Origin of the sequence: Bradyrhizobium sp. 956_D2_N1_4 (assembly GCF_052076025.1) — a bacterium.
GTDB lineage: Bacteria > Pseudomonadota > Alphaproteobacteria > Rhizobiales > Xanthobacteraceae > Bradyrhizobium > Bradyrhizobium barranii.
Window position 1 is genome coordinate 2,556,301 of sequence record NZ_CP197237.1, and the last position, 17,905, is coordinate 2,574,205.

General features: G+C 65.9%; 19 protein-coding genes. 5 read left to right on the plus strand and 14 right to left on the minus strand.

Going from position 1 to position 17,905, the window contains the following annotated elements:
- The 3 genes from AB7535_RS11525 to AB7535_RS11535 form a co-directional block, all read right to left on the minus strand.
- Positions 1 to 855 (minus strand): TorF family putative porin, encoded by an 855-nt coding sequence (locus AB7535_RS11525; RefSeq protein WP_439036292.1) that lies wholly within the window; start codon positions 853 to 855, stop codon positions 1 to 3.
- An 84-nt stretch (positions 856 to 939) separates the two neighbouring features.
- Complete coding sequence (locus tag AB7535_RS11530; RefSeq protein WP_439036293.1) at positions 940 to 1,623, minus strand: VIT1/CCC1 transporter family protein; 684 nt, start codon at positions 1,621 to 1,623, stop codon at positions 940 to 942.
- Between the two features lie 173 nt (positions 1,624 to 1,796).
- A complete protein-coding gene (locus AB7535_RS11535) occupies positions 1,797 to 3,287 on the minus strand; it encodes an MFS transporter (protein ID WP_071914852.1) in 1,491 nt (496 codons plus the stop codon).
- Positions 3,288 to 3,758: 471 nt separating this feature from the next.
- On the opposite strand from AB7535_RS11535, the gene guaB reads away from it, so the two are divergent.
- From guaB to AB7535_RS11550, 3 genes are all read left to right on the plus strand, one after another.
- A complete protein-coding gene (gene guaB, locus AB7535_RS11540) occupies positions 3,759 to 5,252 on the plus strand; it encodes an IMP dehydrogenase (RefSeq protein WP_028150953.1) in 1,494 nt (497 codons plus the stop codon).
- Positions 5,253 to 5,477: 225 nt separating this feature from the next.
- Positions 5,478 to 6,500, plus strand: coding sequence for an NADP-dependent oxidoreductase (locus tag AB7535_RS11545; protein ID WP_166352583.1), 1,023 nt, complete (start codon positions 5,478 to 5,480; stop codon positions 6,498 to 6,500).
- Between the two features lie 243 nt (positions 6,501 to 6,743).
- On the plus strand, positions 6,744 to 7,040 hold the full coding sequence (locus AB7535_RS11550) for a hypothetical protein (RefSeq protein WP_085402226.1): 297 nt from the start codon (positions 6,744 to 6,746) through the stop codon (positions 7,038 to 7,040).
- A gap of 10 nt (positions 7,041 to 7,050) precedes the next feature.
- Here AB7535_RS11550 and AB7535_RS11555 read toward each other — a convergent pair whose 3' ends face one another.
- The 10 genes from AB7535_RS11555 to AB7535_RS11600 form a co-directional block, all read right to left on the minus strand.
- Positions 7,051 to 8,115, minus strand: coding sequence for a LacI family DNA-binding transcriptional regulator (locus AB7535_RS11555; protein ID WP_166352585.1), 1,065 nt, complete (start codon positions 8,113 to 8,115; stop codon positions 7,051 to 7,053).
- 41 nt (positions 8,116 to 8,156) lie between these two features.
- Positions 8,157 to 9,185 (minus strand): succinylglutamate desuccinylase/aspartoacylase family protein, encoded by a 1,029-nt coding sequence (locus AB7535_RS11560; RefSeq protein WP_166352587.1) that lies wholly within the window; start codon positions 9,183 to 9,185, stop codon positions 8,157 to 8,159.
- 61 nt (positions 9,186 to 9,246) lie between these two features.
- Positions 9,247 to 9,591 carry a RidA family protein gene (locus AB7535_RS11565; protein ID WP_018645782.1) on the minus strand — a complete coding sequence of 115 codons (345 nt, stop codon included), beginning with the start codon at positions 9,589 to 9,591 and terminating at the stop codon, positions 9,247 to 9,249.
- A gap of 58 nt (positions 9,592 to 9,649) precedes the next feature.
- Complete coding sequence (locus tag AB7535_RS11570) at positions 9,650 to 10,447, minus strand: transporter substrate-binding domain-containing protein (RefSeq protein ID WP_439036294.1); 798 nt, start codon at positions 10,445 to 10,447, stop codon at positions 9,650 to 9,652.
- A gap of 31 nt (positions 10,448 to 10,478) precedes the next feature.
- Positions 10,479 to 11,207, minus strand: coding sequence for an amino acid ABC transporter ATP-binding protein (locus tag AB7535_RS11575; protein ID WP_071914842.1), 729 nt, complete (start codon positions 11,205 to 11,207; stop codon positions 10,479 to 10,481).
- On the minus strand, positions 11,194 to 11,844 hold the full coding sequence (locus AB7535_RS11580; protein ID WP_071914840.1) for an amino acid ABC transporter permease: 651 nt from the start codon (positions 11,842 to 11,844) through the stop codon (positions 11,194 to 11,196). Before AB7535_RS11580 ends, AB7535_RS11575 begins: the two co-directional genes overlap by 14 nt.
- Before the next feature lie 11 nt (positions 11,845 to 11,855).
- The gene (locus AB7535_RS11585) at positions 11,856 to 12,515 is read right to left on the minus strand and encodes an amino acid ABC transporter permease (protein ID WP_063983789.1); all 660 of its coding nucleotides are present in this window, start codon (positions 12,513 to 12,515) and stop codon (positions 11,856 to 11,858) included.
- Between the two features lie 11 nt (positions 12,516 to 12,526).
- On the minus strand, positions 12,527 to 13,822 hold the full coding sequence (locus AB7535_RS11590; protein ID WP_439036295.1) for an amino acid deaminase: 1,296 nt from the start codon (positions 13,820 to 13,822) through the stop codon (positions 12,527 to 12,529).
- 141 nt (positions 13,823 to 13,963) lie between these two features.
- Positions 13,964 to 14,803 (minus strand): metallophosphoesterase family protein, encoded by an 840-nt coding sequence (locus AB7535_RS11595; RefSeq protein ID WP_439036296.1) that lies wholly within the window; start codon positions 14,801 to 14,803, stop codon positions 13,964 to 13,966.
- A gap of 70 nt (positions 14,804 to 14,873) precedes the next feature.
- Positions 14,874 to 15,476, minus strand: a complete 603-nt coding sequence (locus AB7535_RS11600; RefSeq protein ID WP_439036297.1) for an acriflavin resistance protein — start codon at positions 15,474 to 15,476, stop codon at positions 14,874 to 14,876.
- A gap of 166 nt (positions 15,477 to 15,642) precedes the next feature.
- Here AB7535_RS11600 and AB7535_RS11605 point away from each other — a divergent pair, with 166 nt between their 5' ends.
- Both AB7535_RS11605 and AB7535_RS11610 read left to right on the plus strand, forming a co-directional pair.
- The gene (locus AB7535_RS11605) at positions 15,643 to 16,017 is read left to right on the plus strand and encodes an MAPEG family protein (protein WP_282522164.1); all 375 of its coding nucleotides are present in this window, start codon (positions 15,643 to 15,645) and stop codon (positions 16,015 to 16,017) included.
- A gap of 110 nt (positions 16,018 to 16,127) precedes the next feature.
- Positions 16,128 to 17,426, plus strand: a complete 1,299-nt coding sequence (locus tag AB7535_RS11610; protein WP_166352603.1) for an RsmB/NOP family class I SAM-dependent RNA methyltransferase — start codon at positions 16,128 to 16,130, stop codon at positions 17,424 to 17,426.
- 226 nt (positions 17,427 to 17,652) lie between these two features.
- On the opposite strand, the gene AB7535_RS11615 is transcribed toward AB7535_RS11610, so the two are convergent.
- The gene (locus AB7535_RS11615) at positions 17,653 to 17,862 is read right to left on the minus strand and encodes a cold-shock protein (RefSeq protein ID WP_008141931.1); all 210 of its coding nucleotides are present in this window, start codon (positions 17,860 to 17,862) and stop codon (positions 17,653 to 17,655) included.
- Positions 17,863 to 17,905 lie beyond the last annotated feature (43 nt).

Sequence of the window (17,905 nt, forward strand, 5' to 3'; positions counted from 1 at the left end):
TTAGTTGAACGCAAACCAGATCTTGGCGACGAATGTCGCGCCGCACCAGTTCGAGACCAGGCCGTCCGGGTTGGTGATCGGATTGGCGCGGCCGCCCGGCCGCGCATTTGGATCGCCTGTAAAGACGAAGCAATTTTCCTTCGACAGATTGGTGTCGTAGTAGCGCAGATCCAGGTTGAGCGCCTTGTGCGTGAACGTCACGCCGGCCTGCCAGTTGAGATAGGCAGGCAGCGGGAAGCCGCCGAGTTGCGAGGTCTGGTTGCCAAACCAGGAATAGCCGGCGGCGGTGGTGAACGACACGGTCAGGTTCTGCAGCAGAAACCGCTCCGGCACGTCGAAGCCGAGGCCGGCCGCCACATATTGGCTCCAGGCGCCGGTGTTCGAGACGTTCGGAGAATAGGCGTAACCGCCGGCGACGCGGATCTGATCGCCGATGCGTCGATCGCCGCGGACAACGATCTCCCAATAATTGATGCCGTTGGTCTCGCCAGGAAGTCTTTCACCGGGATAGGCGAAATAGGTCGCCCCAAGATCAAAATCGATCGTCGCAATCTGCGGGCGCATGCCGGCGGCAAAGGTGAGTTCGGCGGCCGGTTGGGTCGGCAGCTTGACGGTGGCGACCGTCGTGCCGGCGTAGAGCGGGCCCCATCTCGTCTCGAAGGCGGCGCCGGCTGCGGGGCCATGATCGGACAGCGTGGTCCCGCGATAGATGTAGTCGGATGCAAGCCCCGCGCGAGCGCTGAATTCGAGCTCGTCGGCAGGCGTTGCGTGGGTGGTGTCGGCCGTCGACCAACCGCGGTTGCCGAGGCCGAGCGCCCCGGCCGGGGATTGGGCCAGCGCCAAACCGCCGGTCATGGGTGCAAGCCATAATCCGGCCAGCGCGGCAAATAAGGCGCCGCTTGCACCCCGAAACGATGTTTCGTGTCGCCGCAAAGTCGATCATCCTCCCAGAGCGACCGCGATGCCAACCAGCGTACTACCGACAGCCACCATCGCAAGTCCCGCCAATGAAGGCCGCAGCCCGCTACGAACCCCGAAGACGTAACCGCAACAGAACAGCATCACGATGGCGATGGCGTAGGAGACGCGCAGCGCCAGTCTGGCGTCGCTCAGGAACAGGAACGGGATGACCACCGGGAAGGTCGACAGGAAGCTCAGCAGGCAAAGGCCGAGCGCTCCGATCCAGTCGCGCTTCATCAGCCCCGGACCGGGAGCCGGCTCAGGCAATTGTTGCAACCGTTGCCGCATCGATTCCAACTGCTCTACGGGCAGCATGGCCGACAATTCCGGCGGCAGCGCGTCGGCAATGACGCGGCGCGCTGCTTCGGGATCCGGCGCCTTCCGTATCGCGCGGAGGGTCAGAACCTTGTTTCCCCGGTCATTGATGCGCGCCAGCAGATAAAGACCGCCGTCAACGATGCCCCATGCGAGATTGCAGCCGAGTGCGCCGATCAGCATTGTTTGAATATTGATATTGGTCCCGGTCGCGACACCAAGCGAGCAGATGAAGGTAAGGGCCATGATCAGCCCGAACAAAGTCTCCGAGATCCGTTCCATCGGATCAAGTATGCTCCCGAACGGAGTATCCGGTCCCAATAGAGCCATGGCTTGGTCTTCGATCACCGTTTGCAGGTGTCATCGAGGCTCATGTCCGGCTTTCGCTCCTTGAGCTAGGTCAAGGCGGCTGGGCACGAGTGCTGGGCCGACCGGCCGGCGGAGGCCGCCCGTGCCCGCCACATCGTGGACGATTTTACGACGTCGGGTTCTGACCGACGTCGCTCGGGCCTGATAGCGCTTTACCCCAGCCGCTGGTCCCGCACGTCCTGCGTATCTTCCGTCGCCGTCTTGACGGCGGCGGTCGCCGCGCTCTTTGCGGCACCCTTGCGGCTGGCGATCTCGACCGCCTTGCGGCCGGAGATCTCGTGGCCGGCATCGGCCGGCATCTGCCAGAAGAACCAGCTCGACGCCGCCGAGGTCAGCGCGATCACGACGAAGGCCGGCGCGAACACGGTGGCGTCGATCTCGCTGACATGGTTGAACCACATCGTCGTTTCCACGCAGGCCGCGCCGACCGCGACGCCGGCGGAGACCGCGAGCTGCTGGTTGACGCTGACCAGCGTGGTGGCGCGGCTCATCTGCGCGGTCTCGACGTCGGCATAGGCCACCGTGTTGATCGCGGTGAACTCCAGCGAGCGGAAGAAGCCGCCGACCACCAGGATCACCAAGATGATGAGCAGCGGCGTCGTCACCGTGAACAGCGCGCAGACGCCGAGGAAGAACGCGCTGACGATCGCGTTCACCGTCATCAAATTGCGGAAGCCGAAGGTGCGGATGATGCGCGCGGCCAGCGTCTTCATGCCCATGGCGCCGAGCGAGGAGCCGAAGGTGACGAGGCCGGAATGGAAGGGCGACAGCCCGAATCCGATCTGCATCAGCAGTGGAAGCAGGAACGGTAGCGCGCCGATGCCGAGCCGGAACATGAAGCCGCCGAAAACGGCCGCGCGCAGCGTCGGCAGCTTCAGCAGCGAAAAATCCAGCACCGGCGAACCCGTCCGCCGCGCGTGCAGGACATACAGTGTCATCGAGATCGCGCCGCCCACGACCAGGGCCGCGACCGTGCTCCAGGGCAGAAGGTTGAGCCCGGCGACGGACAGACCGAACGCGATGCCGGCGAGGCCAACGCCCGCGAGCACCATGCCGTAAAGATCGAACGGTTCCCGCGTCTCGCTCTTGATCGGATCGATGAAACGCAAGGCCATGAAGATGCCGAGCAGCCCGATCGGAATGTTGATCAGGAAGATCCAGTGCCACGACGCGTAGGTCGTGATGAAGCCGCCGAGCGGCGGGCCGATCACGGGACCAATGAGGGCAGGGACCGTCACCCATGCCATGGCGTTGACCAGCGCGCTCTTGTCGACCGAGCGCAGCAGCACGAGGCGTCCGACCGGCGTCATCATCGCCCCGCCCATGCCCTGAAGGATGCGCGCGAATACGAAATCGGTGACGGAGGTCGAGAGTGCGCAGCCGATCGAGCCGACCATGAACACGCCGACCGCGATCGCGAACACCATGCGCGCGCCGAAACGGTCCGCAGTCCAGCCGCTCGCCGGGATGAACACCGCGAGCGACAGCAGATAGGAGGTGATGGCAAGCTTGAGCGTCAGCGGGCTCGTGCCGATGTCGGCCGCGATCGCGGGCAGCGAGGTGGCGATCACCGTCGAATCCATGTTCTCCATGAAGAGAGCGGTGGCCACGATCAGCGGGATGACGCGTTGCTTGTCGACCATGACGGATTGGTAATGAAAATCAGAAGGAAAGGTGGACTTGCGGCTTATCACCGCCGCTCCGCCGGGACCATTGCGGATCAACGCATAGCACCTAAATCCTGCGTAACAACGGTGTGACCCTCGACGGCGGGTGCACGTGCTCCCGCGTCATTCCGGGGCGCGCCCCTTGGCGCGGGCCCGGAATCGATCGGGCCCCAGAGACCGCTGCGAGACGGATTCCGGGCTCGCGACTTCGTCGCGCCGGGGAATGACGAGGGGGGCCGCCACCCGGCCATCCACGCCGAATTTACTTAAAAAGCCTGTGCATGGCTGGCCGGCGGTCCGATTTGCTTTGATTCGTCGCGTGGCCGTGCTATCGACCCGCGTCAACCCCACCGATGGGCTCCGATTCTCCGGCGATGCCGCAAGGCACGCTGAGGGCGGCGCTCATCCATAGCTATTTGCGGCAGGGCCGCAGGAAGGAGTTGGCAGATGGCCACGGTGCAACTTCAAGGCATTCGCGAAGCCTTTACGTTCGACGACGTGCTGTTGAAGCCGGGCCTGTCGGACGTCATGCCGGGCGAGGTCGACATCCGCTCCCGCGTCACCCGCGCCATTCCGCTCAACATCCCGATCATGGCGTCCGCCATGGACACGGTCACCGAAGCCCGCATGGCGATCGCCATGGCGCAGGCCGGCGGCCTTGGCGTCATCCACCGCAATTTCGATCCCGAAGGGCAGGCCGCCCAGGTCCGGCAGGTCAAGCGCTACGAGTCGGGCATGGTGGTGAACCCGCTCACCATCAGCCCCGAGGCCACGCTCGACGATGCGCTCAAGCTGATGAGCGACCACGGCATCTCCGGCATTCCCGTCGTCACCGGCGCGAGCAAGAATACGCCCGGCAAGCTGGTCGGCATCCTCACCAACCGCGACGTGCGGTTTGCCACCGACCGCCGGCAAAAAGTCTCCGAGCTGATGACGCATGATGGCCTCGTCACGGTCCGCGAGAATGTCAGCCAGGACGAGGCGCGGCGGATGCTGCACCAGCATCGCATCGAGAAGCTGCTCGTGGTCGACGAGCAATATCGCTGCGTCGGCCTGATCACCGTGAAGGACATGGAGAAGGCGGTCGCCCATCCGCTCGCCTGCAAGGACGCGCAGGGCCGCCTGCGCGTCGCCGCCGCCACCACCGTCGGCGACACCGGCTTCGAGCGCACCGAACGGCTGATCGATGCCGGCGTAGATCTCGTCGTCGTCGACACCGCGCACGGCCATTCCCGCCACGTGCTGCATGCGGTCAATCGCATCAAGCGCCTGTCCAACTCCGTCCAGGTCGTTGCCGGCAACGTCGCCACCACCGAGGGCGCGCAGGCGCTGATCGATGCGGGCGCGGACTGCATCAAGGTCGGCATCGGCCCGGGCTCGATCTGCACCACGCGCATCGTCGCCGGCGTCGGCGTTCCCCAGCTCACCGCGATCATGGATGCGGTGGAAGCTGCAAAGAAGTCCGACATTCCCGTCATTGCCGACGGCGGCATCAAGTTCTCCGGCGACCTTGCGAAAGCGCTCGCCGCCGGCGCCGACATCGCCATGGTCGGCTCGCTGCTCGCCGGCACCGACGAGACCCCCGGCGAAGTGTTCTTGTGGCAGGGCCGTTCCTACAAGGCCTATCGCGGCATGGGCTCGGTCGGCGCGATGGCGCGCGGTTCGGCCGACCGCTACTTCCAGCAGGACATCAAGGACACGCTCAAGCTCGTGCCTGAAGGCATCGAGGGCCAGGTGCCCTACAAGGGCCCGGTCGGCAACGTCATGCACCAGCTCGCCGGCGGCTTGCGCGCCGCGATGGGCTATGTCGGCGCAAAGGACATGAAGGACCTGCACGACAAGGCCCAGTTCGTCCGCATCACCGGCGCGGGCCTGCGCGAAAGCCACGTCCACGACGTCACGATCACGCGCGAGAGCCCGAACTATCCGGGCGCGGGTTAGGCGCTCCGCATTCGGCTGCGCGTCGGTTTCGGCGCGCTCGCCTCGATGACGGTGTCATTCCCCGCGGAAGCGGGGAATCCAGTACGCCGCGGCTTCTCGGTTCAATCACAGCCGCCTCTGGAATACTGGATCGCCCGCTTTCGCGGGCGATGACAGCGAGTGTTGGGATTTGCTTCATTCCCACGTACCTCCTAAATGACTGCACCAAGTAGTCAGGAGGAAGCCATGTCCCAAGCCAAACGCATCGTTCTCGCCGCGCGTCCCGTCGGCGAGCCAAAGCCGTCCGATTTTCGTCTGGAGGAATTCGCGATTCCGGCGCCCGGCGCGGGTGAAGTCCTGCTGCGCACGATCTGGCTCTCGCTCGATCCCTATATGCGTGGACGCATGAGCGACGGTCCGTCCTACGCAGCACCTGTGCCGGTCGGCGGCGTGATGGAGGGCGAGGCGGTCAGCGAGGTCGCGGCCTCCAACAATCCTGATTTCGCCAAGGGCGACATCGTGCGAGCCCGTACCGGATGGCAGTCGCACGCAATCTCCAACGGCAAGGGCTTGATCAAGGTCGATCCGAAGCTCGGTCCGATCTCGACCTCCATCGGCGTGCTCGGCATGCCCGGCATGACCGCCTATACGGGCCTGCTCGACATCGGCAAGCCGCAGGAAGGCGAGACCGTCGTCGTCGCCGGTGCCTCCGGTGCGGTCGGCTCGGCCGTCGGCCAGATCGCGAAGATCAAGGGCGCGCGTGCAGTCGGCATCGCCGGCGGCAAGGACAAGTGCGACTACGTGGTGAAGGAGCTCGGCTTTGATGCCTGCCTCGATCATCGCGAAACCGATTTCGCCGCGAAGCTGAAGTTTGCCTGCCCGAAGGGCATCGACGTCTATTTCGAGAATGTCGGCGGCGCCGTGTTCGAGGCGGTGTTCCCGCTGCTCAATCCGTTCGCGCGCGTGCCGGTCTGCGGTCTGATCGCCCATTACAACGACACCGAGGCCAAGCCGCCGAAATGGGCTGCCAGCATGATGCGCGCGACCCTGACCAAGCGGCTCACCTTCCGCGGCTTCATCGTCTCCGACTTCGCCAACCGCCATGGCGACTTCCTGCGCGACATGTCTACCTGGGTCCGCGACGGCAAGGTCAAGTACAAGGAGTTCGTCACCGAGGGCCTGGACAGCGCACCCGGCGCGTTCATGGGGCTCCTGAAGGGCGCCAATTTCGGCAAGCAGCTGGTGCGGGTCGGGCAAGATAAGGCGTAAAGCGTTTTCGAGCGAAGTGGGTACCGGTTCGCGTGAAGAAAACGCGCCAAACGAGACTCTAGAGCCCCGGAACGGGGCTCTAGCTGCAAGGCCTAGTTGCAAAGGCGTCACACCCCGGACATCGATGGTTAACAAAGAGTGACCGGTCGGCCACACCTGCTCGCAAAAGCCGCAGGTGTGACCGTCGGTTCATTGACGGCTGAGCGAAGGCATTGAATCATCGCGCATATTTTAGGTGCTGCGATGTTAGAGATTGGTATTTTCAGCGTAATCCTTCTGGCTGCCGGCTATTGGGCGACCTTGTTCGTCATGGGCCGTCGCGACGACGTCATCCATGGCAAGTTCGTCCACGTCGACGAGGAGGGCGATTTCACGCCAGCCGCGATGCCGGCGCCACCACCGCCATTCCCGAAACGTCCGGGCAAAGCTGCGCAGCCTGACAAGGTCCAGCCTGCGAAGGCGGAGGCGAGGCCGGTGAACAGCGATGCGCTGCAATCGCTGCTGGCTGCTATCCAGCAGGATCTCAAGACCATCGCCTGATCCGCGATCCTCAGACGCTGCCGCGCTTGACCAGGAACAGCTCGACGGCGAGCCGCTGCTCGGCGAGCGGTGTGCCGGATAGCCGCGCCAGTAGCAGTTCGCCCGCGATCCGCCCCACGGCCGCTGCGTCGAACGAGATGGTGGTGAGACCGGGCGTGATCTGATCGGCGACGTCGTTGTCGCCGAAGCCGAGCAGCGCCAGATCGCGCGGTACCGAGAGGCCGCGGGCGCGGGCCTCGATCAGCGCGCCGGTCGCGAGCAGATCGTTGGCGCAGAACACCGCATCGACGTCGCCGCCGCGTTCGAGCAGGGTGGTGAAAGCGGCGCGGCCGTCGACGAGGCCCGTGATCTCACCGACGCCGATCTCGTGGACGATCTCGAGGCCGAGCTTTGCCGCTGCGCTCCGAAAACCGTCGCGGCGCAGTGCGCCACGGCCGCTGCCGCGTCCGATGAAGGCGACGCGGCGATGCCCGGCTTCAGCCAGCCTGCGCGCCGCCATCGCGCCAGCATCGGCATTGGGCAGGCCGACCAGCATGTCGATGGGGTCGCGCGGAAACGCCCAGGTCTCGATCACGGGAATGCCGAGCTCGAGCAGCGCGGCACGATTCTCCTCGAGCTCGATCACGCCGGTGAACATCACTGCTGCGGGGCGGATGCCGCGCAGCGACTGGATCATCGCGACTTCCTTGGCATAGGAGTAGGAGGTCTGGCCGACCAGCACCTCGAAGCCTTCCGGCTCAAGCGTGGCGGCGAAGCTGCGCACCGCAAGGCCGAACTGCTGGCTGAGAATGTTGGAGACGAAGGCCATCACCACGTTCGAGCGCCCCGAGCGCAGCGCGCGCGCATGCGGGTTGGAGGCGTAACCGGTCGCCTCGATCACTTCGAGGATGCGCTCGCGAGTCTCGCGATTGACCTTCTCGGGGTGACGCAACACCCGCGACACCGTGATCGGCGCGACGCCCGCGCGCTCCGCGACTTCCTCGATGCGCGGCGGCCGCCCGCTCGCGCTGGCGCGGCCGGGCGGCGCTGGAATGCGCACAACGTCGTCATAGGTTGGCTTTGCCGGATCGGTCATCGAATCCCGAGTGTAATCGCAGTCGGTATCGTCTCCAAAACTCAGCGCGCCGGCAGCTCGTCTCGTGACAGCGCGCGGCCGACCTGGACCAGGCAGTCGCCGCTCTGGCTGTCGGTGTGCAGGCGTTGCGAGATCACGATGCCGTCGGCGGGGAAGCGCAGCACCTCTTCCGGCAGCTCCGGGCGCTCGAAATCATGGTACCAGCCGGCGACGTCGCCGGCCGCAACGCGCGTGCCGACCATGACGGCGGGCTCGAACCAGCCGCGGCGGGTCGCGAACACCGCCTGCGCATGGCTTTGCAGCGCCAGCAATTCGGTGGCGCGCTCGACCGGCGCGTGAGGGCCCAGCACCGGCGCCTGGACGAGGCCGAGTGCGAGCAGCAGCCGATCGACGGCGCGTGCCGTGAGTGCCATCGTCTGCGGCGTAACGGTGCCGCCGCCGCCGAATTCACCGGAGAGCCCGATCGCGCCGGCGCGTGCAGCCGCGGCCATCGAGGTCGGAGCGGTCGCGCCGTTTTCGGCGACGAAGGCGAAGGGCATCCCCAACCCCTCCATCAGGCGCAGCGCGTGGGCGAACATCTCGGGCGTGCCCTGCCGCTCGATCAGCGCGCAAGGCACATGCGCCATCGAGGTGCCGCCGGAATGGATGTCGAAGACGACGTCGTGCCGCGGAAACAGCTCGTGCTCGAGGAAGTGCGCAAGCCGGAACGTCGGCGTGCCCGCGGCATCGCCGGGGAAGGCGCGGTTGAGGTTGCCTTCGTCGAGCGGCGAGCGGCGGCGTGCCGCCATCACGGCTGGCCAATTGGCGAAGGGCAGGATGGTGATCTCGCCTTTGACGTCCTTTGCATCGAGCCGGCGATACAGCCGCGTCAGCGCGATCTCGCCCTCATATTCGTCGCCGTGATTGCCGGCCATCAAAAGCAGTTTTGGCCCGGCGCCGTTCTTGATCCGGAAGATCGGGATCTTGAGCTGGTAGTAGGGCGAGCGATCAATCGAGAAGGGAATGCCGAGATGGCCCGACCATTTCTGGTCCTTCTCGAAATCGATCTCGTGGAAAAGTCCGGTATGCATGGCTTGCCTCGCGGCCGCGCCGTCGCCGGCGCCGGCCAAAGGTTGAAAGGATGGCGGCGCCCTAGAGCAAGGCGACCGCGGTCATCTCGACGCGCAGGTCGGGATCGGCGAGGCGGGCTTCGACGCAGGCGCGCGCCGGCGGGTTGGCCGGATCGATCCAGGCATCGTAGACCGAGTTCATGGTGTCGAAGTCGGTGATATGAGGCAGGAAGACGTTGACCGCGATCAGCTTGGAGCGGTCGGAGCCGGCTTCCTTCAGCAACGCGTCGATCTTGGCGAGCACCTGCTGGGTCTGCGACACGATCCCGGCCTTGCGGTCATCAGCGACCTGGCCGGCGATGTGCACCATGCCGCCTGCGGCGACGGCCTGGCTCATGCGCGAGCCGACGACGTAACGTTTGATCATCTCGAAATTCTCCTCGTGAAGGTTGGCTCCCGCATTGGTGCGGGAGCCGTGTGCTGGTTCACAGTGTCGGCAGCGTCTGCTCTTCCTTGAACCATTTCAGCTGAAGTGCGCCGAGCTTGCCGTTGAGCTTGTTGAAGAAGATGTCGGTGTTGATCCAGTTGAGCAGGTTCTGCTCGCTCTGGCGCACGCCGACATGAGCCGGCGACTGGCGGATCAGGAACTTCAGCTCGACCTCCTTGGTCGGGTTCTGGTCCTGAACCTTCAACGCGATGGCGCTGTTCTCGGCAAAGGTGTCGGCTTGTCCTGCGAGAAACGCGGCGAGCGCGGCCGGCGTATCCTCGAAACGCACCAGCTTCACCTTCGGCGCGTTGTCGGTGAGCCAGACGTCGAGCGTCGAGCCCTTGGACACGGCGACGCTGCGGCCGTCGAGATTGTCGGGCTTCTTGCCGGTCGCGGCCGGAATTGCCTTGGCGCCGTAGACGCCGAGATTCACCACCGCATAGGGCTGCGAGAACATCACCTGCTGGGCGCGCTCGGGCGTCGCGCCGAGGCCCGCGATCAGGATGTCGATCTTGTCGGAGAGCAGGCTCGGGATGCGCGCTGCGCCCGTCACCGGCACGAGCTCGAGCTTGACGCCCATGTCGGCGGCGATCAGCCGGGCGAGGTCGGCATCGAGACCCGCGATCTCGCCCTTGTCGTCCTTGAAGCCCCACGGCGCGGCATCGGTCAGCAGGCCGACGCGCAGCTTGCCCGCGCCGAGCACGTCCTGGAGCTTGTCGGCCTGCGCGAGGGTGGGGGCAGCGAGCACGGCGAGCGCCGTGGCTGCGATCGCAAAGAGGGATTTCAGTGGTCTCATGGCTCTCTCCTGATCGGGGATTGGTGGATGGTTATTTGGCGGACGCGATGAAGCTGGCGAGCTCGGGGGTTTCAGGATTGGCGAACAGTTTTGCCGGCGGTCCCTGTTCCCAGACGCGGCCCTGATGCATGAAGACGATGCGGTTGGCGACGTTGCGGGCAAAGCCCATCTCGTGGGTGACGAGGATCATGGTCATACCCTGCTTCGCCATCGCCTCCATCACCTTCAACACTTCGCCGACGAGTTCGGGATCGAGCGCGGAGGTCACCTCGTCGAACAGCATGAGGTGAGGGGCCATGGCGAGGCAGCGCGCGATGGCGACGCGTTGCTGCTGGCCGCCGGAGAGCTGCTCCGGCCAGGCGTCGATCTTGTCGGCGAGGCCGACCCTGGTCAGCACGTCCTCGGCCAGCGCCCGCGCGCGGGCCTTGTCGATGCGGCCGGTGAGGAGCGGAGCCAGCGTGATGTTGCGCTCGACCTTCAGGTGCGGAAACAGATTGAAAGCCTGGAACACGATGCCGACGCGCTGACGGAATGCCTTCAGGTCAGGCATTCTGGCGTGGACCTTCTCGCCCTCGACGCGGATCTCGCCGGAATCGACGCTCTCCAGTGCATTGATGCAGCGGAGCAGGGTCGACTTGCCCGAGCCGGAGCGGCCGATGATCGTGACGATCTCGCCTTCCTCGACGTCGAGCGAGACGCCCTTGAGCACCTCGACCTTGCCGAATGTCTTGTGCACGTCGCGGATTTCAACGAGAGCCATCGAGGCGGGCCTCCAGGGAGCGGGACCAGAGCGTGAGCGGCAGGCACAGCGCGAAATAGATCGCGGCGACCAGCGCGTAGGTGAGCAGCGGCTGGAACGTCGCCGCGCTCACCACCTGGCCGGCGCGGGCAAGCTCGACGAAGCCGAGGATCGAGGCGAGCGAGGTGCCCTTGATCAGCTGCACCAGGAAGCCGACGGTCGGCGGCAGCGACAGCCGCAGTGCTTGCGGCGCGATGATGTGGCGGAATTGCTGCCAGGCGGAGAGGCCGAGACAGCTGCCTGCCTCCCATTGCGCCTGCTTCACGGCTTCCAGCCCGCCGCGCCAGATCTCGCCGAGGAAGGCGGCGGTGTAGAGCGTGTAGGCGACGGTGACGGCAACGAGGGCCGGCACCTGGATGCCCAGGAACATCGGCATGCCGAAATAGAAGAAGAACAGCAGCCCGAGCAGCGGCACGCTTTGGACGATCTGGATGCACGCCGCCATCGTCCAGCGGAGCCCAGCGAAGCGGCTGATGCGGCCCGTGGCGAGCGCCAGCGCCAGCGGCGCACCGAAGGCGAGCGCGAGCACGACGAGCGCAACTGTCCAGCGCAGCGCCGCGAACAGCGAGACGAAATCGATGAGGGTGAAGGATCGCATCGGCTTGTCCCTCAGCGCCGCCGCGGCCAGCGGAAGGCCGCCAGACCGATAATGGCGAACAGCGCTTTGAACGACATCGCCATCGCGAAATAGACCACGCAGATCACCGCATAGACCTCGAAGCTGCGATAGGTGCGGCTCTCGATGAAGCCCGCGACGTGGAACAGCTCGTCGGCCGCGACCTGCGAAGCGAGCGAGGTGCCGAGCAGCAGCAGGACGAACTGGCTGGTCACGGCCGGATAGGCGTTGCGCAGCGCCGGCGGCAGCAGGATGTGACGGAACACCTGCCAGCCTGACAGCCCAAGGCACTGGCCGGCCTCGATCTGGTTCTTCGGCACGGAATCGAGACCTGCGCGGATGATCTCGACCGAGTAGGCGCCGAAATAGAGCGACAGCGCGACGGCGGCGGCTTCGAACGCCGGCAGCTTCAGGCCGAAGTTCGGCAGCACGAAGAAGACGATGAAGATCTGGATCAGCGACGGCGTGTTGCGGAACAGCTCGATGTAGCCGCGCACCAGCCAGCGCAGCGGCGTGATGCGGCCGTTTAGCGCGACCGCGCCGGCAACGCCGATCAGGAGCCCGGCCAGCGCAGCGATCACCGTCAACTCGAGCGTGACGATGGCGCCGTCGATGAGCTGGTTCTGATAGCGCCACAGCGGCAGGAAATTCATCGCGCGCCGCCTCAGCCGAACTGGGTGGGCAGGGCGCGCGTGACGATGCCGCCGGCGTCGAGGCCGAGGATCACGCGCCAGCGGTCGAGGCAGGTGCAGGGATGCGAGATGCCGAAGGCGATGATGTCGCCGACCGCAAGCGTGCCATCGGGCGCAACGGACAGGAATGCATGCTGGTCATTGAGACGGGTGACCGACAAGGTCTCGGCGAGCCCTTGCTGCGCGACGCCGTCGCGGAAGACGCGCAGCGGCAGCGGCAATCCCTGATCGAAGGAAGCATCGCGCATGCCGAAGCCGGCGATCGCGAGGCCTGCCTCCGGCCGCGACAGCACCTCGGCCCAAAGTTTCAGCGCAGGTTGGAAACCCTCGGCCGCCGAGTGCCGCGCGCCGTCGATGACGAGACCGCCGCGACGGTCGAGTTCGGCGAAGGCGCGCGCGTAAATGCCGTGATCGGCGAAGAACAGCGCGCCTGAGCGCAAGAGGACGCTGGCGTTGCCGTCTGCCTGCGCGCTTGGCGCGAGCGCGCGGGCGACGACGTCGAAATAGGCCGAGCCGCCGGCGCTGATGATCAGCGGCCGGCCCGGAGCAGCATGACGTACCAGCGCGAAGGCCTCGATGGTGCGCTCCATCAGCGCCGCAATCGCGCGCATCGTCTCGTCGGCATCAGGCGTCGCGACCGCGCCTTCGTAAGTGGCGACGCCGCCGAGCAGGAGGCCGTCGGCCGCGAGCACGGCCGCGATCGTCGCTTCGACCGCGGCGCGATCGCGCGCGCCGGTCCGGCCCGCGCCGAGCTCGACCAGCACGGACAATTCGCGGCGGCCCGCTATCCGGGCCGCTTCCGCCAGCGCTGCGACCGCCGCCGGTGAATCCGCGAAGGCGTGAAATTCGACGCCGGGATAGGCGCCGAGCAACGCGCCTAGCCGCCGGCCGGCCGCGAGGCCGCCGATTTCGTTGGCCAGCAGCAGGCGCCGCTCCCCGCTCGCGAGCAGCACGGCGGCCTGCTGGATGTTGGCAACCGTCGTGCCCCAGGCGCCGGCCTCGCGCAGCGACCGCGCGAGCTCCGGCGACATCGGCGTCTTGGCGTGGGGCGCAACGGCAACGCCGGCGCTCCTGCACCAGCGCAGGAAGAGGTCGCGGTTGGCCGCGAAGGCGGCTTCATCGAGGGTGAGGGCGGGCAGGGCGAGATCGCCGCGGCAAGGCTGCCAATCCTGGCCGGCAATCTCCTCGATCGGCAGGCCATCGACCAGGGGGATGCCCCGCGTGGTCGTTGAAAGACGTTGGCTCTCCCACCGGGACAAGAACTGCATCGTCGCTCCCTCAGCGGCTCCTCGACCGCTCGGGAACGATATGTCGGAATGACAACGTTGTCATTAGGGTATTTTAGCCAACTCCGGCGCGAATTCGATACAATTAGGTAATTAGGTAAGGTGGCGTGTCCGTGAATTGGGCTAGTGCTCGCCGCCCATCTGGGCGAGCAGCTCCTCGATATCGACATCGACCTGGCCCGCGGCCCTGACGTGACGAACTTCAAGACTGCTCGGACGGAAGCGATATTCGACGAGCCCGACTTCCTTGATCGCGATCCGGTCCTGGCGCGCGTCGTTGATCCTGAAGCCGGCCGACGGCGCCCAGACATGGCGGGTGTGGCGGTAGGTGAAGTCGCGCCGCTGGTGCACGTGCCCACTGGCGATGAGCCGCAGGTCCACAGTCGAGAACATCTCGATCAGGCGCGCGCGTGCCGGCTGCGGCACGTAGCGGATCGAGGTCTCCGGCGTCTCGGGGTCGTCGGGCAGGTTGAGAAACATAGGCTTGTGCACGAACAGCGCGATCGGCCTGCCGTTGATGCGCGCCATTTCCCGGGACAACCAGTCGAACTGCTCAGCCTCGAAGGCGAGCCCGGAATTCATCACCAGCGAGTTGAGGCCGATGAAGTGCCAGCCGGCCGCTTCGAACGACCAATGGTCCTCGCCGATGATGTCGCGGAATTGTTGGCGGTGCTTTTCCTCGACCGGCGGCTTGGGCGCAGGCCCGATCGCGGTTGGATTGTCGCCGATGTCGTGATTGCCGGGAAGGTAGCGGCAGGCGACGGGCAGGGCGTCGTGCCGGCTCTTGGCGAATTCGACGTCGTCGCGACTTGTCGGCCCGAAGGAGACGTCGCCGGTGTTGACGACGAGGTCGGGTCGATCAGCGTCGATGTGTTCGCTGACGCGATCGAAATTTGCGATCAGGCCGGGGAAGCGCCGGCCGAGATGGGTGTCGGAAATCTGCGTGAGGCGAAATTCGGACATGGCATCAGCATACGCGTTGTCGCACGTCGGAACGATGACGGCGCGCGCATGCATTGCGATGAAACAAAGTTTAAAGCACGCGATAGCGGATCGTGTAGGCGTCCTGCGGCGCGCCGATGCCGGTGGCCGGCGAGGCGATGCGGTCGGCGAGGTGCCAGGGTCCGAACTGCTCGGACCGGTGCGGCTCGGCGGGCAGGCGAAGGCGGAATTCGAACGTGCCCTTGCCGGGCAGGTTCACGACCAGCACGCGGTCGGCGGTGCGGTGGTTGAGCGCCACCGCGCCGCGCAGCACGGAGCGGCCATCACCGAGCTCGCGCACGCCGTCGACCAGCGCCAGCGTCTGGTTGCGGTCGGTGTGCAGCTCGATCTGGCTGTCGGACACCGCTGTGAGCGTTTCCCTGGGCATCCGGATCTCGAACTCGACCGCCAGCTTGGACGGGTTGAGGCCGAGATAGGCCAGCGCGGCGTGGCGCATGTCGTAGGCGGCGAAGGCGAACAGGGCGAGGGCGGCCAAAGTGGCGAGGCGATGCCTGACGACGTCGCGCCAGCTGCGGTAGCTCAGGCGGAAGTACACCGTCATCGCCAGCGCCCCCGCCATGCCTGACAGCGCCGACATCAGGATGCCGAGCCGGCCGTCCGCGGAGTCGGTCAAAAGGCTGGTGAGGGTGTTCATGTCAGTCTCTTGGCGCTCGCTCGCCTTGCGGCCCAGGGGCCGAAATCGCTTTAACTATCGGCCTTTGGTCGCGGGACCGGGAACACCGGTTCAACTCGTTGATTGTCAGCGCCAGCAGTCGCGGCTAATGACGGTCCGCGGTGTTCCGCCTGACGGGAAAGTTCCGATGTCCATCCAAATGGTTTTGCTGCCTGTCTTCGTGCAGGTCGGTCTCACCTTCGCACTCCTGATCGGAATGGCGCTGGCGCGCCGGCGCTCGCCGGTCTCCGGCGAGACCAAGAGCCGCGACATTGCGCTGGGTGAGCAGTTCGAATTACCGGTGCTGTTCTACGCGCTGATCGCGCTGGCGCTGCCGTTGCGCCATGCCGATCTCTTCATCGTGCTGATGTCCTGGGTGTTTGTGGTGACGCGCTTCGCCCATGCCGGCGTGTTCGTCTCCTCCAACGATCTCGGCCGGCGCTCCACGATCTGGCTCGCGGGTGTGCTTGTGCTGCTCGCGATGTGGATCTACTTCGCGCTGAAGATGCTGTTGTTGATCTGATGCACGCATGATCCGGACCCGGAGGGCCGCGTTAGCGCAAAGTGGATACCGGGTTTCCGACAAGATCATGCGCAAAACAAAAATAGCCAATCCTGACCTGAAAGATTCAAATGACTCCCGCTGCCCGGCTGTCCGCAGCCATCGAACTGATCGACACCATCGAGAAGGACCGCGTGCCGGCGGCCAAGGCGCTCAAGGAGTGGGGCACCGCGCACCGCTTCGCCGGCTCCGGCGACCGCGCCGCCATCGCGGGCCTCGTCTGGGACGTGCTGCGCCGCTATGCCTCGAGCGCCTTCCTGATGGATGCCGATACCGCGCGCGCCCGGCTGATCGGCATGCTCCGCCTCGAGCGCAACATGGACGCGGCCACCATGGGCGCGCTGTTCGACGGCAGCCGGTTTGCACCGGCGCCGCTGACCGAGGCCGAGCAGGCCGCGCTGGCCTCGCGTTCCCTCAAGGACGCGCCGGCTGCGATCGCCGGCGACTATCCGGATTGGCTCGACCCGTACTTTGCGAAAGTGTTCGGCGAGGAGCGCGCCGCGGAGGCGGCCGCGATGGCGAGCCGTGCGCCGCTCGATTTGCGCGTCAACACGCTAAAATCCAATCGCGACAAGGTGCTGCGCGGGCTTGCTCATCTTCATGCGGAACCGACGCCATGGTCCGCAAACGGCCTGCGCATCGAGCTTTCGGCCGATGCGCGCAATCCCGGCCTCCAGGCGGAGGAGGATTTCATCAAGGGCGCCGTTGAAGTTCAGGATGAGGGATCGCAGCTTGCGGCCAGCTTCACCGCGGCAAAGCCCGGCGAGCAGGTGATCGATCTCTGCGCCGGCGCCGGCGGCAAGACGCTGGCGCTCGCAGCCATGATGCAGGGCAAGGGCCGGCTGATCGCGACCGACAGCGACAAGCGCCAGCTTGCCCCGATCCACGAACGCCTGTCGCGCGCCGGCGTCCACAATGCCGATGTCCGCACGCCCAAGGGCGAGGCCGATCCACTGGCCGACATCAGCGGCACCGCCGACCTCGTCGTGATCGATGCGCCCTGCACGGGAACCGGCACCTGGCGCCGCAATCCGGACGCCAAATGGCGCATGCGCCCCGGCGCGCTGGAGATCCGCCTGCGTGATCAGGCCGAGGTGCTGGAGCGCGCCGTGCCGCTAGTCAAGGCCGGCGGCCGCATCGCCTACATCACCTGTTCGGTGCTGGCGGAAGAGAACGGCGAGCAGGTGAGGGCGTTCACCGCCCGCCATCCCGAATTCGCGGTCGTGCCGCCGGAGCAGACCGCAAGCGTGCTCTGGGACAAGGCGGAGGATTTTGCAAAGGCCGCGCTGCAGTCGGATGAAGGCTGGCTGATGACGCCGCGGCGAACGGGGACGGACGGGTTCTTCGTCTCGGTGCTGAAGAAGACGTAGCTCTCGTAGTGACCCTCGTAGGGTGGGCAAAGCGAAGCGTGCCCACCATTCGTAGTGTGAAAGATGGTGGGCACGGCGCGCGAAGAGCGCGCCTTTGCCCACCCTACGGCACCGCGTGTGCCGCGCCGCAGTTCCCCCAAAACAAAAACCCCGCGAACCGAAGCTCGCGGGGCTTTCTAACTCGACGTTCTGCCGGTACGTCCGTGGTCAGAACGGTGCGTGGGCGTTAGCCGACGCGGAGATTGTCCGCCGACGACTTGCCGCTGCGGCGGTCGGCGACGATGTCGAACGAGACCTTCTGACCCTCGTTGAGGGAGGAGAGGCCAGCGCGCTCGACGGCGCTGATGTGAACGAACACGTCCTTCTGGCCGTCATCCGGCTGGATGAAACCATAACCCTTTTGGGTGTTGAACCACTTCACGGTGCCCATAGCCATGGGAATTTCCTTTAGTTAGTTAGAGAGGATACGCACGTGGACC